The sequence below is a fragment of the Sulfitobacter sp. M13 genome (genome assembly GCF_053474885.1).
The window spans coordinates 2,918,386-2,935,290 of record NZ_CM130281.1 but is presented as its reverse complement, the minus strand read 5'-3'; the positions used below and the strand labels follow the sequence as shown (position 1 = coordinate 2,935,290).

General features: G+C 60.5%; 19 protein-coding genes. 10 read left to right on the top strand and 9 right to left on the bottom strand.

Going from position 1 to position 16,905, the window contains the following annotated elements; all coding sequences use genetic code 11:
• Position 1: 1 nt before the first annotated feature.
• Genes ACVBAU_RS14040 through ACVBAU_RS14020 form a run of 5 tightly spaced genes read right to left on the bottom strand, consistent with a single transcriptional unit; the run spans position 2 to position 3,993 of the window.
• On the bottom strand, positions 2-712 hold the full coding sequence (locus tag ACVBAU_RS14040; protein WP_138922778.1) for an alpha/beta fold hydrolase: 711 nt from the start codon (positions 710-712) through the stop codon (positions 2-4).
• Positions 705-1,493 (bottom strand): 3-oxoadipate enol-lactonase, encoded by a 789-nt coding sequence (pcaD, locus tag ACVBAU_RS14035; protein WP_138922779.1) that lies wholly within the window; start codon positions 1,491-1,493, stop codon positions 705-707. The genes ACVBAU_RS14040 and pcaD overlap by 8 nt, the downstream gene beginning before the upstream one ends.
• Positions 1,494-1,514: 21 nt before the next feature.
• A complete protein-coding gene (locus ACVBAU_RS14030) occupies positions 1,515-2,486 on the bottom strand; it encodes a threonine ammonia-lyase (protein WP_448329005.1) in 972 nt (323 codons plus the stop codon).
• A complete protein-coding gene (locus tag ACVBAU_RS14025) occupies positions 2,483-3,307 on the bottom strand; it encodes an alpha/beta fold hydrolase (RefSeq protein ID WP_448326817.1) in 825 nt (274 codons plus the stop codon). Before ACVBAU_RS14025 ends, ACVBAU_RS14030 begins: the two co-directional genes overlap by 4 nt.
• Complete coding sequence (locus ACVBAU_RS14020) at positions 3,307-3,993, bottom strand: haloacid dehalogenase type II (protein WP_448326816.1); 687 nt, start codon at positions 3,991-3,993, stop codon at positions 3,307-3,309. The genes ACVBAU_RS14025 and ACVBAU_RS14020 overlap by 1 nt, the downstream gene beginning before the upstream one ends.
• A gap of 183 nt (positions 3,994-4,176) precedes the next feature.
• Between ACVBAU_RS14020 and ACVBAU_RS14015 the strand changes: the two genes are divergently transcribed.
• Together ACVBAU_RS14015 and ACVBAU_RS14010 are read left to right on the top strand one after the other, a co-directional pair.
• Positions 4,177-4,605: an FKBP-type peptidyl-prolyl cis-trans isomerase gene (locus ACVBAU_RS14015; protein ID WP_138922782.1), complete on the top strand. Its 429-nt coding sequence runs from the start codon at positions 4,177-4,179 to the stop codon at positions 4,603-4,605.
• Positions 4,606-4,700: 95 nt separating this feature from the next.
• Entirely contained in the window at positions 4,701-5,813 is a 1,113-nt protein-coding gene (locus ACVBAU_RS14010; protein WP_138922783.1) for a THUMP domain-containing class I SAM-dependent RNA methyltransferase, read from the top strand.
• A 112-nt stretch (positions 5,814-5,925) separates the two neighbouring features.
• On the opposite strand, the gene ACVBAU_RS14005 is transcribed toward ACVBAU_RS14010, so the two are convergent.
• From ACVBAU_RS14005 to fabA, 3 genes are all read right to left on the bottom strand, one after another.
• A complete protein-coding gene (locus tag ACVBAU_RS14005) occupies positions 5,926-6,717 on the bottom strand; it encodes an enoyl-ACP reductase FabI (RefSeq protein WP_448326815.1) in 792 nt (263 codons plus the stop codon).
• A 9-nt stretch (positions 6,718-6,726) separates the two neighbouring features.
• Entirely contained in the window at positions 6,727-7,956 is a 1,230-nt protein-coding gene (gene fabB, locus ACVBAU_RS14000) for a beta-ketoacyl-ACP synthase I (RefSeq protein ID WP_138922785.1), read from the bottom strand.
• 161 nt (positions 7,957-8,117) lie between these two features.
• Positions 8,118-8,627 (bottom strand): bifunctional 3-hydroxydecanoyl-ACP dehydratase/trans-2-decenoyl-ACP isomerase, encoded by a 510-nt coding sequence (gene fabA, locus ACVBAU_RS13995; RefSeq protein ID WP_093733553.1) that lies wholly within the window; start codon positions 8,625-8,627, stop codon positions 8,118-8,120.
• Positions 8,628-8,820: 193 nt separating this feature from the next.
• On the opposite strand from fabA, the gene irrA reads away from it, so the two are divergent.
• Positions 8,821-9,240: an iron response transcriptional regulator IrrA gene (gene irrA / locus ACVBAU_RS13990; RefSeq protein ID WP_093733554.1), complete on the top strand. Its 420-nt coding sequence runs from the start codon at positions 8,821-8,823 to the stop codon at positions 9,238-9,240.
• A 48-nt stretch (positions 9,241-9,288) separates the two neighbouring features.
• Here the strand turns inward: irrA and ACVBAU_RS13985 are convergent, their stop codons facing one another.
• Positions 9,289-10,161 (bottom strand): glycosyltransferase family 2 protein, encoded by an 873-nt coding sequence (locus tag ACVBAU_RS13985; RefSeq protein ID WP_448326814.1) that lies wholly within the window; start codon positions 10,159-10,161, stop codon positions 9,289-9,291.
• Between the two features lie 114 nt (positions 10,162-10,275).
• On the opposite strand from ACVBAU_RS13985, the gene miaB reads away from it, so the two are divergent.
• The 7 genes from miaB (at position 10,276) to lnt (ending at position 16,899) form a co-directional block, all read left to right on the top strand.
• Positions 10,276-11,595 carry a tRNA (N6-isopentenyl adenosine(37)-C2)-methylthiotransferase MiaB gene (miaB, locus tag ACVBAU_RS13980; RefSeq protein WP_448326813.1) on the top strand — a complete coding sequence of 440 codons (1,320 nt, stop codon included), beginning with the start codon at positions 10,276-10,278 and terminating at the stop codon, positions 11,593-11,595.
• Positions 11,596-11,859: 264 nt separating this feature from the next.
• Positions 11,860-12,390: an OmpA family protein gene (locus tag ACVBAU_RS13975; protein ID WP_441351454.1), complete on the top strand. Its 531-nt coding sequence runs from the start codon at positions 11,860-11,862 to the stop codon at positions 12,388-12,390.
• Positions 12,391-12,405: 15 nt separating this feature from the next.
• Entirely contained in the window at positions 12,406-12,717 is a 312-nt protein-coding gene (locus tag ACVBAU_RS13970; protein ID WP_093733558.1) for a hypothetical protein, read from the top strand.
• Positions 12,718-12,871: 154 nt separating this feature from the next.
• A complete protein-coding gene (locus tag ACVBAU_RS13965) occupies positions 12,872-13,861 on the top strand; it encodes a PhoH family protein (protein ID WP_138922789.1) in 990 nt (329 codons plus the stop codon).
• A gap of 67 nt (positions 13,862-13,928) precedes the next feature.
• Positions 13,929-14,453, top strand: a complete 525-nt coding sequence (gene ybeY / locus ACVBAU_RS13960) for an rRNA maturation RNase YbeY (RefSeq protein ID WP_448326812.1) — start codon at positions 13,929-13,931, stop codon at positions 14,451-14,453.
• A 20-nt stretch (positions 14,454-14,473) separates the two neighbouring features.
• Complete coding sequence (locus tag ACVBAU_RS13955; protein ID WP_335744342.1) at positions 14,474-15,382, top strand: hemolysin family protein; 909 nt, start codon at positions 14,474-14,476, stop codon at positions 15,380-15,382.
• A complete protein-coding gene (gene lnt, locus ACVBAU_RS13950) occupies positions 15,382-16,899 on the top strand; it encodes an apolipoprotein N-acyltransferase (protein WP_448326811.1) in 1,518 nt (505 codons plus the stop codon). Before ACVBAU_RS13955 ends, lnt begins: the two co-directional genes overlap by 1 nt.
• Positions 16,900-16,905: the final 6 nt, after the last annotated feature.

Below are 16,905 nucleotides of genomic sequence, written 5' to 3'. Positions count from 1 at the left end.
GTTACCTCGGAATGATATCGTCGATGATCCGCGCCAGACCGGCGGGATCGGTAAAGAAGGGTGAATGCCCGCAGGCCATCTCATGAACATCCGCGCTTGGCCAGTCTTTCGTCATCGTGATCTGGTAGGCCGGCGGGATGGTGCGGTCGTCCATACAGCGGATATAGCTGCGCGGCATGGCATCGGCGCGCGCGGTATCGGGCAGGGGTTTGATCGTCGGGGCAACAGCTTGTGCGCAGAGCCGAGCAGCCGCAAAGCCCGCGACGTCCGGTGGGCAATCGTGATAGAAAAGCGTCTCGGTCATGGCGGTATCAAGGGTAAAGCTTTTACCATCCGGTGCCAGACGTACGGCGGGCATCAAAGGTTGGCTCGGGGCCTGTTTTCGCATTTCTGCCAGCGATCGCCCCGCAGCGGGGACATAGGCGCATAGATAGATCAGCCGCGCCATTGCGCTTGGATCTTTTTGCGCCGCAGCACCGATGGCGAAGCCACCCATCGAATGGCCGACCACCACCGTTTCGGGCGTAGAGGCTGCAAGCACCGCGTTGGCATAGCCGTCCAGCGTTACCGCGTTGACGGGGGTGGTGTCGTCGCCGTGGCTTGGCAAGTCGATGGCGCGCGGGCTGTGCCCAAGCGCACGCAGCGCCGGGATCAGATCGCGCCAGCACCATGCGCCGTGACATGATCCATGAACCAATAGAATATCAGACATGTCCTACGCTTTCTAAAAATTCGGTCAGCAGATCCGCGTATTCCTGCGGGTGTTCGACACAGGGCAGGTGGCCGGCCTTGCGGATGATCTTGAACTTCGCCCCGGGGATGAGATCGATTGTTTCGCGCACCAGATCAGGCGGTGTTGATCCGTCATCGGAACCCGCGATCCCCAGAACAGGCAGGCGCAGTGCCGCCGTGGTCGTATAAAAGTCCGTGCCCGATATCGCGGCAGAGCATCCGGCGTAGCCTTCCGCCGGTTGACGCACGACCATGTTGCGCCAAAGCTCAATTTCAGGCGTGGCGCGAAAGGGAGCTGCGAACCAGCGTTCCATGATCGTGTCGGCCATCGGTTCAATCCCGCTGTCCTGCACGGCGCGCACGCGGTCGGCCCACATATCCTTGGTGCCGATCTTGGCGGCGGTATTGGACAGCACCATCGCGCGGATCAGGTCCAGCCGCTTGGTCGCGAGCCCTTGGGCAATCATCCCGCCAATCGACAGGCCGACAAAGACGCAGCCCTTCACGCCCAGATGATCCAGCAGCTTTTCCGTATCGCCGATCAGCGCACCCATCGCATAGGGCGCAGGCGGACAAGACGACAGTCCATGACCGCGTTTGTCAAATCGGATGATACGCAGTCCCTTGGGCAGCAGCGGCAGGATCGGGTCCCAAAGGCGCAGATCGGTGCCCAGTGAATTGGCAAACACGACAGGCGCGCCATCGTCAGGCCCATCCACGCGGTAGTGCAGGCGCACATCGCCGGTATCGAAAATATTCATGTCAGAACCTCCTCAGGGGTATCAATCAAGGGTGGCGAGCGCGCGGGTAAAAACATCCGTATCCACATTCCCGCCCGAGATGGTGACGATCACATCATCGCCTTCGATCTCGTCCCCGCGAAACAGAGCGGCGGCGAGGGCGACGGCACCGCCGGGTTCTGCCACAAGTTTCAGCCGGTTGAACGCATGGCCAATCGCCTGCAGCGCCTCCTCATCAGTGACGACAAGGCCGGGGCCACACAACCGTTTGAGGATTGGAAAAGTCAGGTCGCCCGGTTGCGGCGTAACGATGGCATCGCAGATCGACCCGCCAAGCGCCGCATTGCGCTTGATCTGCCCTGCGGCCAGCGAGCGCGCGGCATCGTCAAACCCTGCGGGCTCGGCGGTGCGGGCGCGCAGCCCCGGCGCATCCGCCTCGAGCGCCAGCGCAATGCCAGAGGTCAGCCCCCCGCCGCCACAGCAGACAATCACATCCGCGCGGGTGATCCCCGCCTCGGCGGCCTGCTGCGCGATCTCAAGCCCGGTGGTCCCCTGACCCGCAATGACCAGCGGATCGTCGAACGGTTTGATCAGCGTTAGTTCCCGTTCCTGCGCCATAGTAGCGCCAATCGCGTCGCGGTCCTCGGTCATGCGGTCATACAGCACAACTTCGGCCCCAAGGGCACGGGTGTTGGCGATCTTCAGGCGCGGCGCATCGGCAGGCATGATGATCACCGCAGGCACGCCGTGCAGTTTGGCTGCATAGGCAACCCCTTGGGCATGATTGCCGCTGGAAAAGGCGATGACCCCCTTGGCCCGTACCGACGATTCCAGCGCCGATACCGCCGACCAGCCACCGCGAAACTTGAAGCTGCCGGTGTGTTGCAAACACTCGGGCTTGATCCAGACGCGCCGGCCCGTGATGTCATCCAGAAACGGAGAGTTCAGCAAAGGCGTGCGCCGCACATGGCCTTCCAGCCGCCCCGCCGCGGCGCGGATCATGTCGATATTCATTGCATCATGCCAATCCATTTCTTCAAGGCCTCAACCGCCTCGGGTTCGTCCAGAAACGGAATATGCCCGCGCCCCGGCACCCGCGCGACCACCATGTCGGGACGGCGGCGTTCCATCTCTTGCAAGGTTTCCTCGCTCAGCAGATTGGACGCCATGCCACGGATGCAGGCAATCGGCAGCCCGTCAAGCGCTTCAAAGAACGGCCAAAGATCGGGCGAGGGGGCCGAAAACGCTTTGGCCACCGCATCGCGCAAATGCTTGTCATAGGTGATCTGCAGCCCGGTTTCGGTCTGGGTGTAGTGCTTTTGCGCTTCCTCCAGCCAGCGGCTGTCGGGTACGTCGTCAAATTCGGGGAACACACGCGGCATGGCAGCCGCGGCTTCGGCGTGGGTCTTGGTGGCGGGGTTCCGGCCAATGAATTCCATGATGAAATCCAGCCCCTGCGGGTCGATATGTGGCCCGACATCGTTAAAGGCGACGCCCAGCAACCGGTTCTTGGCTGCCTTGGCCAACCCCAATGCGTTCAGCCCCCCGCGTGACGTCCCAAGCACGGCGACCTTGTCGATTCCGAGATGGTCCAGCAGTTCCAACGCATCGCGGCATTCAACGGGTGGGGAATAATGCGACCAGTCGGGATCAAAGTCGGATTGCCCCCGCCCGCGATAATCCATCTTAATCAGGCGCACGTTTTCCAGATGCGGAGTGACATAGTCGAAATCCGCCGTGGTCCGCGTTAATCCCGCCAGGCAGAGAATCGGTAGCCCCTGACCTTCGTCGGCAAAATAGAGCGATAGCCCGTCGGATGTGGTGAAATGAGCCATTATACGCCTGCCAGTTCTGGGATGCCGTTCAGGTCCTGCAGCACATGAACGGGTTTCCACGGCAAACGGTCCATCGGTTCGCCCGCACGGTTGACCCAGGCGGTCGTGAAGCCAAAGCCGGTTGCCGCCGCTGCATCCCAGCCATTGGACGATACAAACAGCACTTGCGATGGCGTGCAGCCGAACTTTTGGCCGACCAGTTCATAGACACGCGCATTAGGCTTGAAGATCCCTACGCTTTCGACCGACAAAACGGCATCCAGCGTGTCGGCCAGACCGGCGGATGACACCGCCCCTTCAAGCATTGCCGGCGACCCGTTCGATAGGATCGCCGTGTTCAATCCGGCATCCTTCAATGTTTTCAGCATCTTAGGTACTTCGGAAAATGCCTGAAGCTCCCAGTACAGCGCCAGCAAACGTGCGCGCAGGGCAGGGTTGTCGTCGTGTCCGGTCTTTTCCAGTGCCCAGTCCAGGCCCTCTTGGGTGACCTGCCAGAAGTCATCATGGGCACCGGTGACAGCGCGCAGCCAAGAGTAGCTTAACTGCTTTTGCCGCCAGTGTTCCGCGACCTGCGGCCAGCTGTCTTTTATCGCTGCAAAGTCCGGCTCTGATGCGGCTTGCCGTGCGGCCGCGGCCACATCGAACAATGTACCATATGCATCGAACACGCATGTTGTTATCGCCATGATTTTCCCCCCTGAAATATCCTACCGCGAGACTGTCACGCGCTGCCCGAACAGAAAAGGCCGAAAAACTGGCCGCATGGGGGTTTACGACAGGGCGCAGGCTTGAAAGACTGCGTGCCGAACCCGGAGCACCCGCGCAGATACGTGGCCTCCTGTATTTTCCCCTATAGACTGGAGCTTTCTATGACGCAGGTTAAATCCGGCGATACCGTTGCTATTCACTATACTGGTACGTTGCTTGACGGCAGCACCTTCGACAGCTCGGACGGACGCGAGCCTTTGGAATTCACGGTCGGGTCCGGCCAGATTATCCCCGGCCTCGATACCGCGATACCCGGCATGGAAGTCGGCGATACCAAGACCGTCAAAATCGACAGCGCCGAAGCATACGGCGATGTGAACCCTGAAATGCGCCAAGCTGTACCGCGCGAAGGCATCCCTGCGGACATCCCGCTGGAAATCGGCACGCAGCTGCAGATGCAAACACCCGACGGTCAAGCGATGCCGGTGATGGTTGTTGAAGTGGACGAATCCACTGTCACACTTGATGCCAACCACCCGCTGGCGGGCAAAGACCTGCAGTTCGACATCGAACTGGTGAAAATCGCCTGATCAGGCGCATACAGTCCGGCGCTTTTGATCGCGCCGGACTGGCTTGTCCCAAGAAACCGCTCGAAACCTCGCGCGCCGCGCAGTAAGCAGCGGTTATGGACAGTCAAAACACCTTCGACATTTTTATCGTGGCCACCCCCGGTCTGGAAGACATGCTTCTGGCCGAGGTGACGGAAAAAGGCTTTGCCAATCCCGTCACCACGCCCGGCGGGATTACGGTGCAGGGCGGCTGGCCCGAGGTCTGGCGCGCCAACCTGCAACTGCGCGGTGCCTCGCGCGTGCTGGCGCGGATCGGGTCATTCATGGCGTTCCACCTGGCGCAACTTGATAAACGTGCACGCAAGTTCCCGTGGGGCGACGTGCTGCGCGCCGATGTGCCGCTGCGGGTGCAGGTAACCACGAAAGCCTCCAAGATTTACCACGCCGGTGCCGCAACACAGCGGATCGAGACCGCCCTGCGCGAAAGTCTCGGGGTGACGATCTCGCCCGAAGCGGCGCTCGTGCTCAAGGTGCGGATCGACGATAATGTGGTGACCATCAGCCTCGACACATCGGGCGAGTCGCTGCACAAGCGCGGCCACAAAGAGGCCGTAGGCAAAGCCCCCATGCGCGAGAATCTGGCCTATTTGATGCTGCGTCAGGCGGGGTACACCGGCACCGAGACTGTGGTCGACCCGATGTGCGGCTCAGGTACGTTCGTGATCGAGGCCGCCGAGATCGCCATGGGCCTGAACCCCGGCCGCTCGCGCCATTTCGCTTTCGAGGACCTCGCTAGTTTTGATCCCGATCAATGGGCCGCTATGCGTGACAATACCGCCACGTCGACGCCGCTGCGGTTCTATGGTTCCGACCGCGACGCCGGTGCCGTCCGGATGAGCGGGATGAACGCGGAACGGGCAGGGGTATCAGAGGCAGTGCAGTTCGAAAACCATGCCGCGGGGGAGCTGACCCCGCCAGACGGACCACCCGGCCTTGTTATGGTTAACCCGCCCTACGGCGGCCGCATCGGTAACAAGAAACTGCTTTATCCGCTCTACGGGACGCTTGGACAAACGCTGCTGACCCGCTTCAAAGGCTGGCGCGTCGGCCTCGTCACGTCAGAACCGCCCTTGGCCAAAGCCACCGGTCTGCCGTGGAAACCCCAAGGCCCCGCCATCGCCCACGGCGGCATGAAGGTCTGGCTCTACCAAACCCCCCCGTTGCGCTAAACACGCCGCACCATTTCCAAATGGGGAAAAATCCCGGGGTCCCGGGGCAGAGCCCCGGAAATAGAACTTTGTGGCAGAGCCCCGGATCGCCAGTATCGTATCTGCAGTGTGCTTACAGGTTATCCGCCTGCGGCATTCCCAGTACATGGAACCCACCATCAACGCGGATGATCTCGCCCGTGGTGCAGGCACCGGCATCAGAGGCCAGATAGACCGCTGTCCCGCCAACGGCTTCCAGCGTCGCGTTGGACCGCAAGGGGGCGTTCATGTCGGTGTGCTTATAGGTCTTGCGCGCCCCGCCAATCGCGGCACCAGCGAGCGTTTTCATCGGGCCGGGGCTGATTGCGTTGACGCGGATGCCTTCGGGCCCCAGATCATTCGCCAGATAGCGCGTGGCGCTTTCCAGTGCGGCTTTGGCTACGCCCATGACATTGTAGTTGGGCGTTACACGATTTGATCCCATATAGGTCAGCGTCAGCAGCGTGCCGCCATTCTCGACCATCAGCGGATGCGCCCGCCGTGCGACCTCGATGAAGGAATAGGCCGAGATATCCATCGAGTTTTTAAAGTTCTCGCGGCTGGTGTTCAGGAAACGGCCCGTCAGCTCTGACTTGTCGGAAAACGCGATGGCGTGGACGACGAAATCGATCGTGGGCCAACGCGCGCGCAGTTGGTCAAACGCGGCATCAAGCGAGACATCGTCGGTCACATCGACATCGACCATAAAGTCAGACCCGACGCTTTCAGCCAGCGGTTTAAGACGCGAGCCAAATGCTTCCCCCTGATAGGTGAACGCCAGTTCCGCACCGGCCCCGGCCATCGCCTTGGCAATGCCCCAAGCGATGGAACGTTCATTCGCGACACCCATGATCAGGCCGCGTTTTCCTTTAAGCATTTCTGACATTTGCTGCCCTTACTCTTGGAACTTGGAAAGGATCATTGATCCGTTGGTGCCGCCGAACCCAAAGGAGTTGGTCATCACCGAATCTAGACCGGCATTGTCCACGCGCTCCAGCGCGATTTCGGAGGGGTCCAGTTTCGGGTCCAGATCAACGACGTTGATGGATTTCGTGATAAAGTCATGTTTCAGCATCAACAGGCAGAACACTGCCTCTAGTGCGCCGGCGGCCCCTTGGGCGTGGCCGGTCATCGACTTGGTCGAGCTGACGGGTGGCGTGCTGCCTTGGCCAAAGACGCGGCGGACCGCTTCGATTTCGCCGACATCGCCGACGGGTGTGGATGTGCCGTGCGCGTTGATATAGCCGACCTTGCGGCCCTCGGGCAGGGTTTCCAGCGCCAGACGCATGGCGCGTTCGCCACCCTCGCCAGAGGGGGCTACCATGTCGTGCCCATCGGATGTCGCCGCATAGCCGGTAACTTCGGCATAGATGGTGGCACCGCGGGCCTTGGCGTGCTCAAGCTCTTCGAGCACCAGCATGCCGCCGCCGCCCGAAATCACGAACCCGTCGCGGTTGGCGTCAAAGGCGCGGCTCGCGGTTTCGGGGGCGTCGTTATATTTGCTGCTCATCGCGCCCATGGCGTCGAACAGGCACGACAGCGTCCAGTCCAGTTCCTCGCCGCCGCCTGCGAACATCACGTCTTGCTTGCCCAACATGATCTGTTCGGCCGCGTTACCGATGCAATGCAGCGAAGTAGAGCAGGCCGAGGTGATCGAATAGTTGATGCCTTTGATCTTGAAAGCAGTCGACAGGTTCGCGCTGACGGTGGACGACATGCATTTTGGCACGGCGAACGGCCCGATACGCTTGGTCGCGCCGGTGTCGCGCACGACATTATGCGCGGTGAACAGCGCCGAAGTCGACGGCCCGCCGGAGCCCGCCACAAGGCCGGTGCGCGGGTTGCTGACCTGGTCTTCGCTCAGGCCGGCGTCCGCGATCGCTTGCTGCATCGCGATATAGGCATAGGCCGCGCCGCCGCCCATGAAGCGCAGCGCGCGTTTGTCGATGTGGTCGGCCACATCAATCTTGAGCGTCCCTGCAACGCGGCTGCGAAAGCCGTGCTCTGTCATTTCGGGGCTGGCGACGATGCCGCTGGTCCCGTCTTTAAGCGATGCCAGAACTTCTTCTGCATTGTTTCCGATGGACGAGACAATTCCCAATCCTGTGACAACGACGCGGCGCATGGGCTGCACTCCCTTGATCTGTGTGGGGCGGGTGCCCTCTTGATGCTGCGCGGCCCGCGCGTGTTGCGGGGCCGCACGTTCGTTTCCCGTTTGCCGCCTATGGGGCGACAAATCAAGTCATCAGTCTGTCTGGATGATCAGCAAGATGCTCGGAAGTCCGCTCAGCTCTCGCTCAGCGCGACCTTCATGTCTTTGACCTGATAGATCACTTCGCCGTCAGCTTCGACGATGCCATCGGCAACGCCCATGGTCAGGCGACGGGTCTGGATCGCTTTGGTAAAGTCGATCTTGTAGGTCAGCAACTTGCGGTCAGGGCGTACCATACCGGTCAGTTTCACTTCGCCGACGCCAAGCGCATAGCCGCGCCCCTGCCAGCCGCGCCAGCCAAGGTTAAAGCCGGTCAGCTGCCACAGGCCATCAAGGCCAAGACAGCCGGGCATGATCGGGTTGCCGGGGAAGTGGCAGTCAAAGAACCACAGGTCAGGCGTGATGTCGAATTCGGCCGTGATGTGGCCTTTGCCGTGGGCACCGCCATCAGCGGATACGTCTGTAATACGGTCCATCATCAGCATCGGCGGGGCGGGCAGCTGTGCGTTGCCTTCGCCGAAAAGCTCGCCACGGGCGCATTTGAGCAGGGCTTCTTTGTCAAAGCTGGTGGGGTAGTCGGCCATAATATCGCGGCTCCTGAGGGCTGAATTTCAAGTCCCGGCAGGTTTAGCATTGCGCACCGCAGGCCCGCAAGGGCGCAGGCAGATCGCATTTACGCCACGGCGCAGGGCGGCGTTGGCAGGTGTTTCGGGATTTCCGTTTGAAAACCGCAGGCTTTGCCCTTTATATATAGGACATGAGAGGTACCTATAGCCAATGACCCAAACAACACAGCAGATCAGTTCTGAGTGGCTTGCCAAGGCGGGCCTGCGCCCCACGCGGCAGCGCATGACGCTGGCGCATCTGTTGGTGGGCGACGGTCAGCACCGCCATGTCACCGCCGAAAGCCTGTTTGACGCGGCCAAGGGGCAGGGCGATGCCGTGTCGCTGGCAACCGTCTACAATACCCTGCGCGCCTTTTGCGATGCGGGGCTGATGCAGGAAGTCACGGTTGACGGGTCCAAAAGCTATTTCGATACCAACACCCATGATCACCCCCATTTCTTCTGGGAGGACGAGGCGCGTCTGTCCGATGCCCCCTCTGATCAGCTTGTGATCGCGCAGCTGCCTGACGCCCCCGAAGGGGCCGAGATCGCATCGGTCGATGTGGTGATCCGTCTGCGCCGCAAGGTTTAGGCCGCGGCTGCCAATCGGGCGCGGGCGTATTTCACCAACTGCACCGCGCTAGAACCATTGTCCCGGTTCCATCAGACCCAGATCCAGCAGCTGCCGTGAATGCCATTCAAACGGCGCAGAGTTGTGCCATTTGAAGGTTGAAATGCTGCCCGTACTGCCCGGATTGGACTTGAGCGCCTTGGCCGTGCGGAACGAGCAGACGGAGGCTGTGATATTGTGATGCCACGGGCAGGCGTAGGTGTTGTATTCCTGATCCGAGAACGTGTGATCGCCAAGCATCCTCAAGCCGGGTTTGGCGCGGAACAGGGAAATGCGGTCGATCTTGCGCCGCGCCGCTGGCACGTGTTCCTCAAAGCGCCACCGTAATCCGCCAAAGAAATCCAACTGCCGCTCTTTGGGGGCGGTGTCAGGCGTCTCTTGACGGGCCAGCGCGTAATAGCCGGACCGATCCATAAGGGCATTGTCCAAGGACACGGCGTTGGGTGCCGCCTCAAGATCATCTGCGTAGAGGTCGACAACATAGGCCAACATCGCATCGCGGCGCTCTTCGGTGTGAAACGCCAGCATCTCGCCCACGGTGCGCGTCTCGCAGAAGGGGTAGAACAGGTATTCCGCGTTATAGCAGACATACAGCCATTGCCCCGGCGCGGCCTCGATCACGGCGTTCACCGCATCTTCGATCGCGCCTTCGCGGTCCATGTCGTAATCTACCCGCAGCACGCCTTTGCTTTCGGCCACATCGCGGGCCAGTGCAAAGCTGGGGGGCATAAAGGCAACCAACGTGCCGAACCCAAGCTGCTGGTGATGGCGCAGCGTTGTCTCGATCTCTATGGCGTCTTCGACCATGATCAAGGCGATGGGGCCCTTGCTCAGCACGGTTTTGCTGTCGCTGATGAAATGGTCAAGACTACGATATTGCATGACACCCCGGTGGAAACTGCGCTTTGTCCTAAATCTGTCAAATCGGGACGCATTGCAAGAGAACGCTGGCACTGTTAGACCGCGCTTTTGCACCTTTGATCAACGGACCCTGCCATGACCGCGCCAAAAAAGCTGTTCATCAAGACCTACGGTTGCCAGATGAACGTCTACGACAGTGAACGTATGGCCGAGTCTCTGGGCGATACTTACGTCGAAACAAAGACCGCTGCCGATGCGGATATGATCCTGCTGAACACCTGTCACATCCGGGAAAAAGCGGCTGAAAAAGTCTATTCCGAGCTGGGCCGCCTGAAGCCGCTGAAAGAGCTGAACCCCAATCTGAAAATCGGCGTGACCGGTTGCGTGGCGCAGGCCGAAGGGGCAGAGATCATGCGCCGTCAACCGGCTGTTGATCTGGTCGTCGGGCCGCAATCCTATCACCGGCTCCCCGCCATGGAAGCCCGCGTGCGGTCCGGCAAGACTGCGCTAGATACGGATTTCCCCGAAGAAGACAAATTCGAAAAGCTCAAGGGCCGCGGCAAGGCGAAACGCGCACCCTCTGCATTTCTGACCGTGCAAGAAGGGTGCGACAAGTTCTGCGCCTTCTGCGTGGTGCCCTATACCCGCGGTGCCGAAGTCTCGCGCCCTGCAACCCGTGTGCTGACCGAAGCGCGCGAACTGGTAGAACGCGGCGTGCGCGAAGTCACTTTGCTGGGTCAGAACGTCAACGCCTATCACGGCGTGGGCGCAGAGGGCGCGGATTACACGCTTGCCCGCCTGATCCAAGAGTTGGCCAAGATCGACGGGCTGGAACGGATCCGCTATACCACCAGCCACCCCAATGACATGGACGACGCGCTGATCGCGGCACATGGCGAGATCGACAAGCTGATGCCCTATTTGCACCTGCCCGTTCAATCGGGGTCCGATCGTATCCTCAAGCGGATGAACCGCAGCCACACCGCCGAAAGCTATCTGCGGCTGATCGAACGCATCCGTGCCGCACGGCCCGATATCGTGATGTCGGGCGATTTCATCGTCGGCTTCCCCGAAGAGACAGACGCGGATTTCGAGGCCACGATGGAGCTCGTCCGCGAGGTCAAATACGGATATGCTTATTCGTTCAAATACTCGACCCGCCCGGGCACCCCCGCCGCTGAACGCCCGCAGGTAGAGGCCGCCATCGCCGACGCGCGCCTGCAACGTCTGCAAGGGTTGATCACCGGCCAACAGCGCGAGATCCAGAACAGCATGGTCGGCCGTGACCTGTCTGTACTGGTGGAAAAAACCGGCCGCGAGGTAGGGCAAATGGTGGGTAAATCAGAATACCTCCATTCTGTGCATATTGACGATGCGCAGGCCAATATCGGCGATGTGGTCCGCGTCAGAATCGTTGATGCCAAAACCAATTCACTGACCGCACGGCAGATTTAAGTGTCGCAAGCCGCGCTTTGCCCGCAAAGATTGTAGACCAAAACGGCTGCAATCGCGGGTAAATGGCGTAAGTGTGGCAGTAATATAGTAAATATGGCCGCATTCGCGCTTCACAGAGCCTCGTTTACCTCCTAATCTTACAACATATAGCGGACGACCGTGGTGCCTGGGGTATCTCTGGGTTTTCCGACTGGGGGACAGAAGAAAAGGACGAGGGCTGTGTTCAATACAATTTCCAAGGGGCTACGGCTGTTTGCGGGCACCATGATCGCCGCGACATTCGTGCTTCAGGCATCTGCTGCCGATGCACAAACAAGATCTCAACAGGGCCGCGACAAGGGCCAGTATATTCCAACGATCTGGGTTGATCCCGACGGGTGCGAACACTGGGTCATGGATGACGGTGCCGAAGGCTACATGACACCGCATGTCACACGTCAGGGTATTCCTGTCTGCCGCCGGGGGAACGTCTGCGGCGTGATGGATACGGACCAGTTTTTCAAGACTGACAGCTACCGCGTGCACCCGCAGGGCCGCGCGCGTCTGGCTGAATTCTTCAAGTCGACAGGTGCAGTGTCCTATATCGTCAGCGGTCACACCGACAGCCGTGCGTCGGATGCCTATAACATGAAGCTGTCGCTGAACCGTGCCAATGCTGTCGCCAGTATCGCACAGCAGTCGGGGGCCCGCATCGCGGATGTTCGCGGCTACGGCGAGCGGATGCCAGCAGCGTCCAACGGCACATCGGGCGGTATGGCCAAGAACCGCCGCGTCGAAATCATCTGCATTCGCTAAGGGGACAGTAACGTGATGAAAGCTAAGATTATGATGGTCACCGCCTGCGCCCTGACACTGGGTGCTTGCGCTGACTACGAAGGCCGGGGCTACCCCGCCGATAAATCCGTTGACCGCGGTTTCGACAAAAAGCACCTGAGCCAGCTTCAGGCCGGTATCTGGGTCGACCCCAATGGCTGCGACCACTGGATCATCGATGATGGCGTCGAAGGCTACCTGAGCCAGCGCTTGGACAAATATGGCAAGCCGGTTTGTTCTGGTGTGGCGCAGCCGACCTATACGGCGGGTGATTTCAAAGGCGGTTCGCGCGTCCGAGATCCAAACTGATCTTGAGACGACTCCTGCACATAGGATCGGGCCGGCGCGTTTTACGCTCCGGCCCTTTTTTGTCGGTGCCAAGGGGTACACAGTTTGAAAACGGGTCCCATATTAATCCAAAGACATCTCCAATTAGGAAAACGCTTTGCCATCTAGTGATACAATGACACCTCCCGCCTCTAACGCGCAGCAGCTTGAATTTCCGGATAACCGGCTGCTGATCGACCTGTGCGGCCCTTATGACGCCAATCTGACCGCCGTGGAAACGGCGCTCGAGGTGCAGATTGTGCGCCGAGGCAACCAGCTGTCGGTGATCGGCGAAGATGATGCGACAACGCGTGCCGTGGCGGTGCTGAACGGGCTATATGCCCGGCTTGAAGGCGGACGCAGCGTCGAACCTGCGGATGTCACCAGCCTGTTGCGCATGGGTGATTCCGCGGCAGGGACAGGCGTACGTCCGGGCGACCAGATCGAGATGCCCAATCTTGGCGGCGTCGAAATCCAGACCCGCAAGAAACGTGTCGAACCCCGCACCGCGGCACAAAAGGCCTATGTGCAATCGCTGTTTGACAATGAACTGGCCTTTGGCATCGGGCCCGCCGGCACGGGCAAAACCTATCTGGCCGTGGCTGTGGGCGTGTCGATGTTCATTGGCGGCCATGTTGATCGCATTATCCTGTCGCGTCCCGCGGTCGAAGCAGGCGAAAAACTTGGCTATCTGCCGGGCGATATGAAGGACAAGGTCGATCCCTACATGCAGCCGCTCTATGATGCGCTGAACGATTTCTTGCCCGGCAAACAGCTGGCCAAGCTGATCGAAGAGAAAAAGATCGAGATCGCACCGCTGGCCTTTATGCGCGGGCGGACCCTGTCGAATGCTTTTGTTGTGTTGGACGAGGCGCAGAACGCGACCTCTATGCAGATGAAGATGTTCCTGACCCGTTTGGGCGAAGGGTCGCGTATGGTGATTACAGGCGACCGGACCCAGATCGACTTGCCACGCGGCGTGCCGTCGGGGCTGCAAGACGCGGAACGGCTGCTCAAGACGATCCCCAAGATCAGCTTTAATTACTTCACGTCCAAAGACGTGGTGCGTCACCCGCTAGTTGCCGCGATCATCGAAGCCTACGAAGCAGATACGGGCCACGCGTAATGCCCGGCTGCTTCATTTTGCCAAATAAACTCCGGGGGGCCGGGGGCTGGCCCCCGGTGCGGCGCTGATGCAGGCGCTGGACGTAATCGAGGAAGATCCGCGTTGGGCCGATTTGGACCTAGAGACGCTGTGCCCGCGTGCGATATCGGCCACGCTGGCGCATCTGTCGCTGGAGGCCAGCGCCGCCGAGGTCACTGTGCTGGCCTGTGACGACGCGCATATTGCCACGCTGAATGCTGATTTCCGCGACAAACCCACGCCGACCAATGTACTGAGCTGGCCCGCGGAAGAACGCGGTGCCACGCAGGATGGCGATATACCGCTGCCGGTCACGCCGGGGTTCGACAATATGCTGGAACTCGGCGATATCGCGATTTCATATGATACCTGCCACGCCGAGGCAGAGGCCGCAGGCAAGCCGATGGTTGATCATGTGACCCATTTGATCGTTCACGGGGTGCTCCATTTGGTGGGCTATGACCACGAACGGGACGGGGATGCGGCCCTGATGGAACGGTTAGAGGTAGAAATACTTGGTAAATTAGGGTTGGATGACCCATATAGAGACGACGCAGCGCAACTGCCTGCCTAACCACATAAAGACAGGACCCGATGGGCGATACAGACGGATCATCTGAGGCGGCGCAAAGCGCGCAGTTGGAAGACATAAAACTGGCCTCCGAGGCTGAAGAAACCGAAGATACCCCTAAATCCGGTGGCTTCTTTTCCCGGGTCATGGGTGCACTCAGCGCGTCAGACCCCGAGGAAGAGGAGGAAATGACTGCGGCTCAGACCGACCGGCTTTCCACGCGCGGCATGATGAACCTGCGCCGGATGCGGGTCGAAGACGTTGCGGTGCCCAAGGCGGATATCACCGCCATACCCGTCGGCTCGACGCTGGATGAATTGGTGGGCGTGTTCAAAGAGAGCGGCCTAACGCGGTTGCCGGTTTACGACGGGACGCTCGATACGCCCGTTGGTATGGCCCACCTCAAGGACCTGGCGCTGACCCACGGTTTTAATGGCAGATCCGCCGAGTTTGATCTCAATGCGATGCTCCGTCCCTTGTTGTTTGTGCCGCCATCAATGACCATTGGCGTGCTGCTGACCAAGATGCAGGCGGAACGGCGTCACATGGCGTTGGTGATTGACGAATATGGCGGCGTCGACGGGCTGGTCACGATCGAAGACCTCATCGAACAGGTGATCGGCGAGATCGAAGACGAACATGACGTCGATGAAGGGAAATACTGGACCGTTGAAAAACCGGGCTGCTACCTTGCGCTGGCCAAAACGCCGCTGGATGATTTCGAGGCAGAGATCGGACGTTCGTTGACCGACCACGACGATGTGGACGAAGAGGAAATCGATACGCTTGGCGGGTTGGTCTTTATGCTGTCGGGTCGGGTACCGGCGCGCGGCGAAGTGGTTGTGCACCCCGACGGCCCCGAATTCGAGGTCATCGATGCGGATCCCCGCCGGATCAAGCGGTTGCGTGTGCGTATGGCCGGATCTCACTGATGACACTGCGCAGTGCCGCTTGGATGCGGTTCGGGGCAGCGGTGCTTGCCGGCGTTGTCGCGGCCTTTGGGCAGGCCCCGTATGATCTGCCGCTGGTTTTGCTGGCCGCCCTCGCAGCGGTGCTGCTGATCTACCGCCGCATTGCAACGTCGCGCCAAGCGGCTGCGATCGGCTGGGGTTTTGGCTTTGGGTATTTCATCCACGGCTGGTCATGGCTGGTGTCGCCCTTCATGGTTGATCCCGAACGCTACGCCTGGATGGCCCCGTTTGCCGTAGTCGGGCTGACCGGCGGCTTGGCGCTGTTCTGGGCAGCGGCGTTCTATGGCGCGCGCAGGTTGTCCGCGCAGGTTTGGCCGCTGATCTTCGTGCTGCCCGCCGCAGAAATGCTGCGCGGGTATCTGTTTACTGGCTTCCCTTGGGGCATGTTCTCGCAATCCTTGGTTAACGTATGGCCGGGGCAGGGGCTGGCACTGATCGGCCCCTACGGGATGACACTTGCGGTTGTCGCGCTAGCCGTGGCCGTGGTGCAGCGCGCCGGTGGATCCGTGCTGCGTCAGGCTGCTGTCTGGGGCGCGCGCGTATGCACTGTGCTGGCTTTGACCGTCCCGTTCGGCGGTCCAGATGCCGTTTTGACCCAGCATATGATCCGCATGGTGCAGCCCAACGCGGCGCAGAAAGACAAGTGGGATCCCGCCAAGATTCCGGAGTTCTTTGATCGTCAGCTCGCTTTGACCAGCGCCGCTCCGGCGCAGGGGGATGCGGCCCCTGATCTGATCCTTTGGTCCGAAACCGCTATCGCGTGGCCGCTGGATCTGGCCCATGGCGCGTTGACCTATATCAGCGAAGCCGCAGCCGGTACGCCCGTTGTGCTGGGGGTGCAGCGGCGCGACGACATGGCCTATTACAACTCGGCTGTGCTGCTTGGCCCCGATGCAGAGGTGGTTCAGACCTATGACAAACACCATCTGGTGCCCTTTGGCGAATACATCCCCTTTGGCGACATTCTGGGTCGGATAGGACTGCGCGGCATGGCGGCACAGTTTGGCAGCGGCTTTTCCTCTGGTCCGGGCGCAGAGCTAATGGATCTGGGGGATCTGGGTGCCGCGCTGCCGTTGATCTGCTACGAGGCCGTGTTCGCCCGCGACGTCAACGCGGCACCGGCGCGTCCGGCGTTTCTGATGCAGCTCACAAATGATGCGTGGTTTGGCAAGGGGCAGGGGCCATTGCAGCACTTGGCCCAAGCGCGGATGCGCGCGATAGAGCAGGGTCTGCCCATGGCGCGCGTCGCCAATACCGGCGTGTCGGCGATGATTGATCCTTGGGGCCGCATCACGAAAAGCCTGGCCTTGAACCAAGCCGGCTTTCTGGATGCACGCTTGCCCGGCCCACGCCCCGCGACACCCTATAGCAGGTGGGGCGAATGGCCGTTTCTTTTCATCACTTTGGCAGGATTTGCCCTTGTTATCCTGCGCAAACGTCGCAACTTAAAGTTTGACCACAGGGGCAGGCATAGCTAAGCCCCG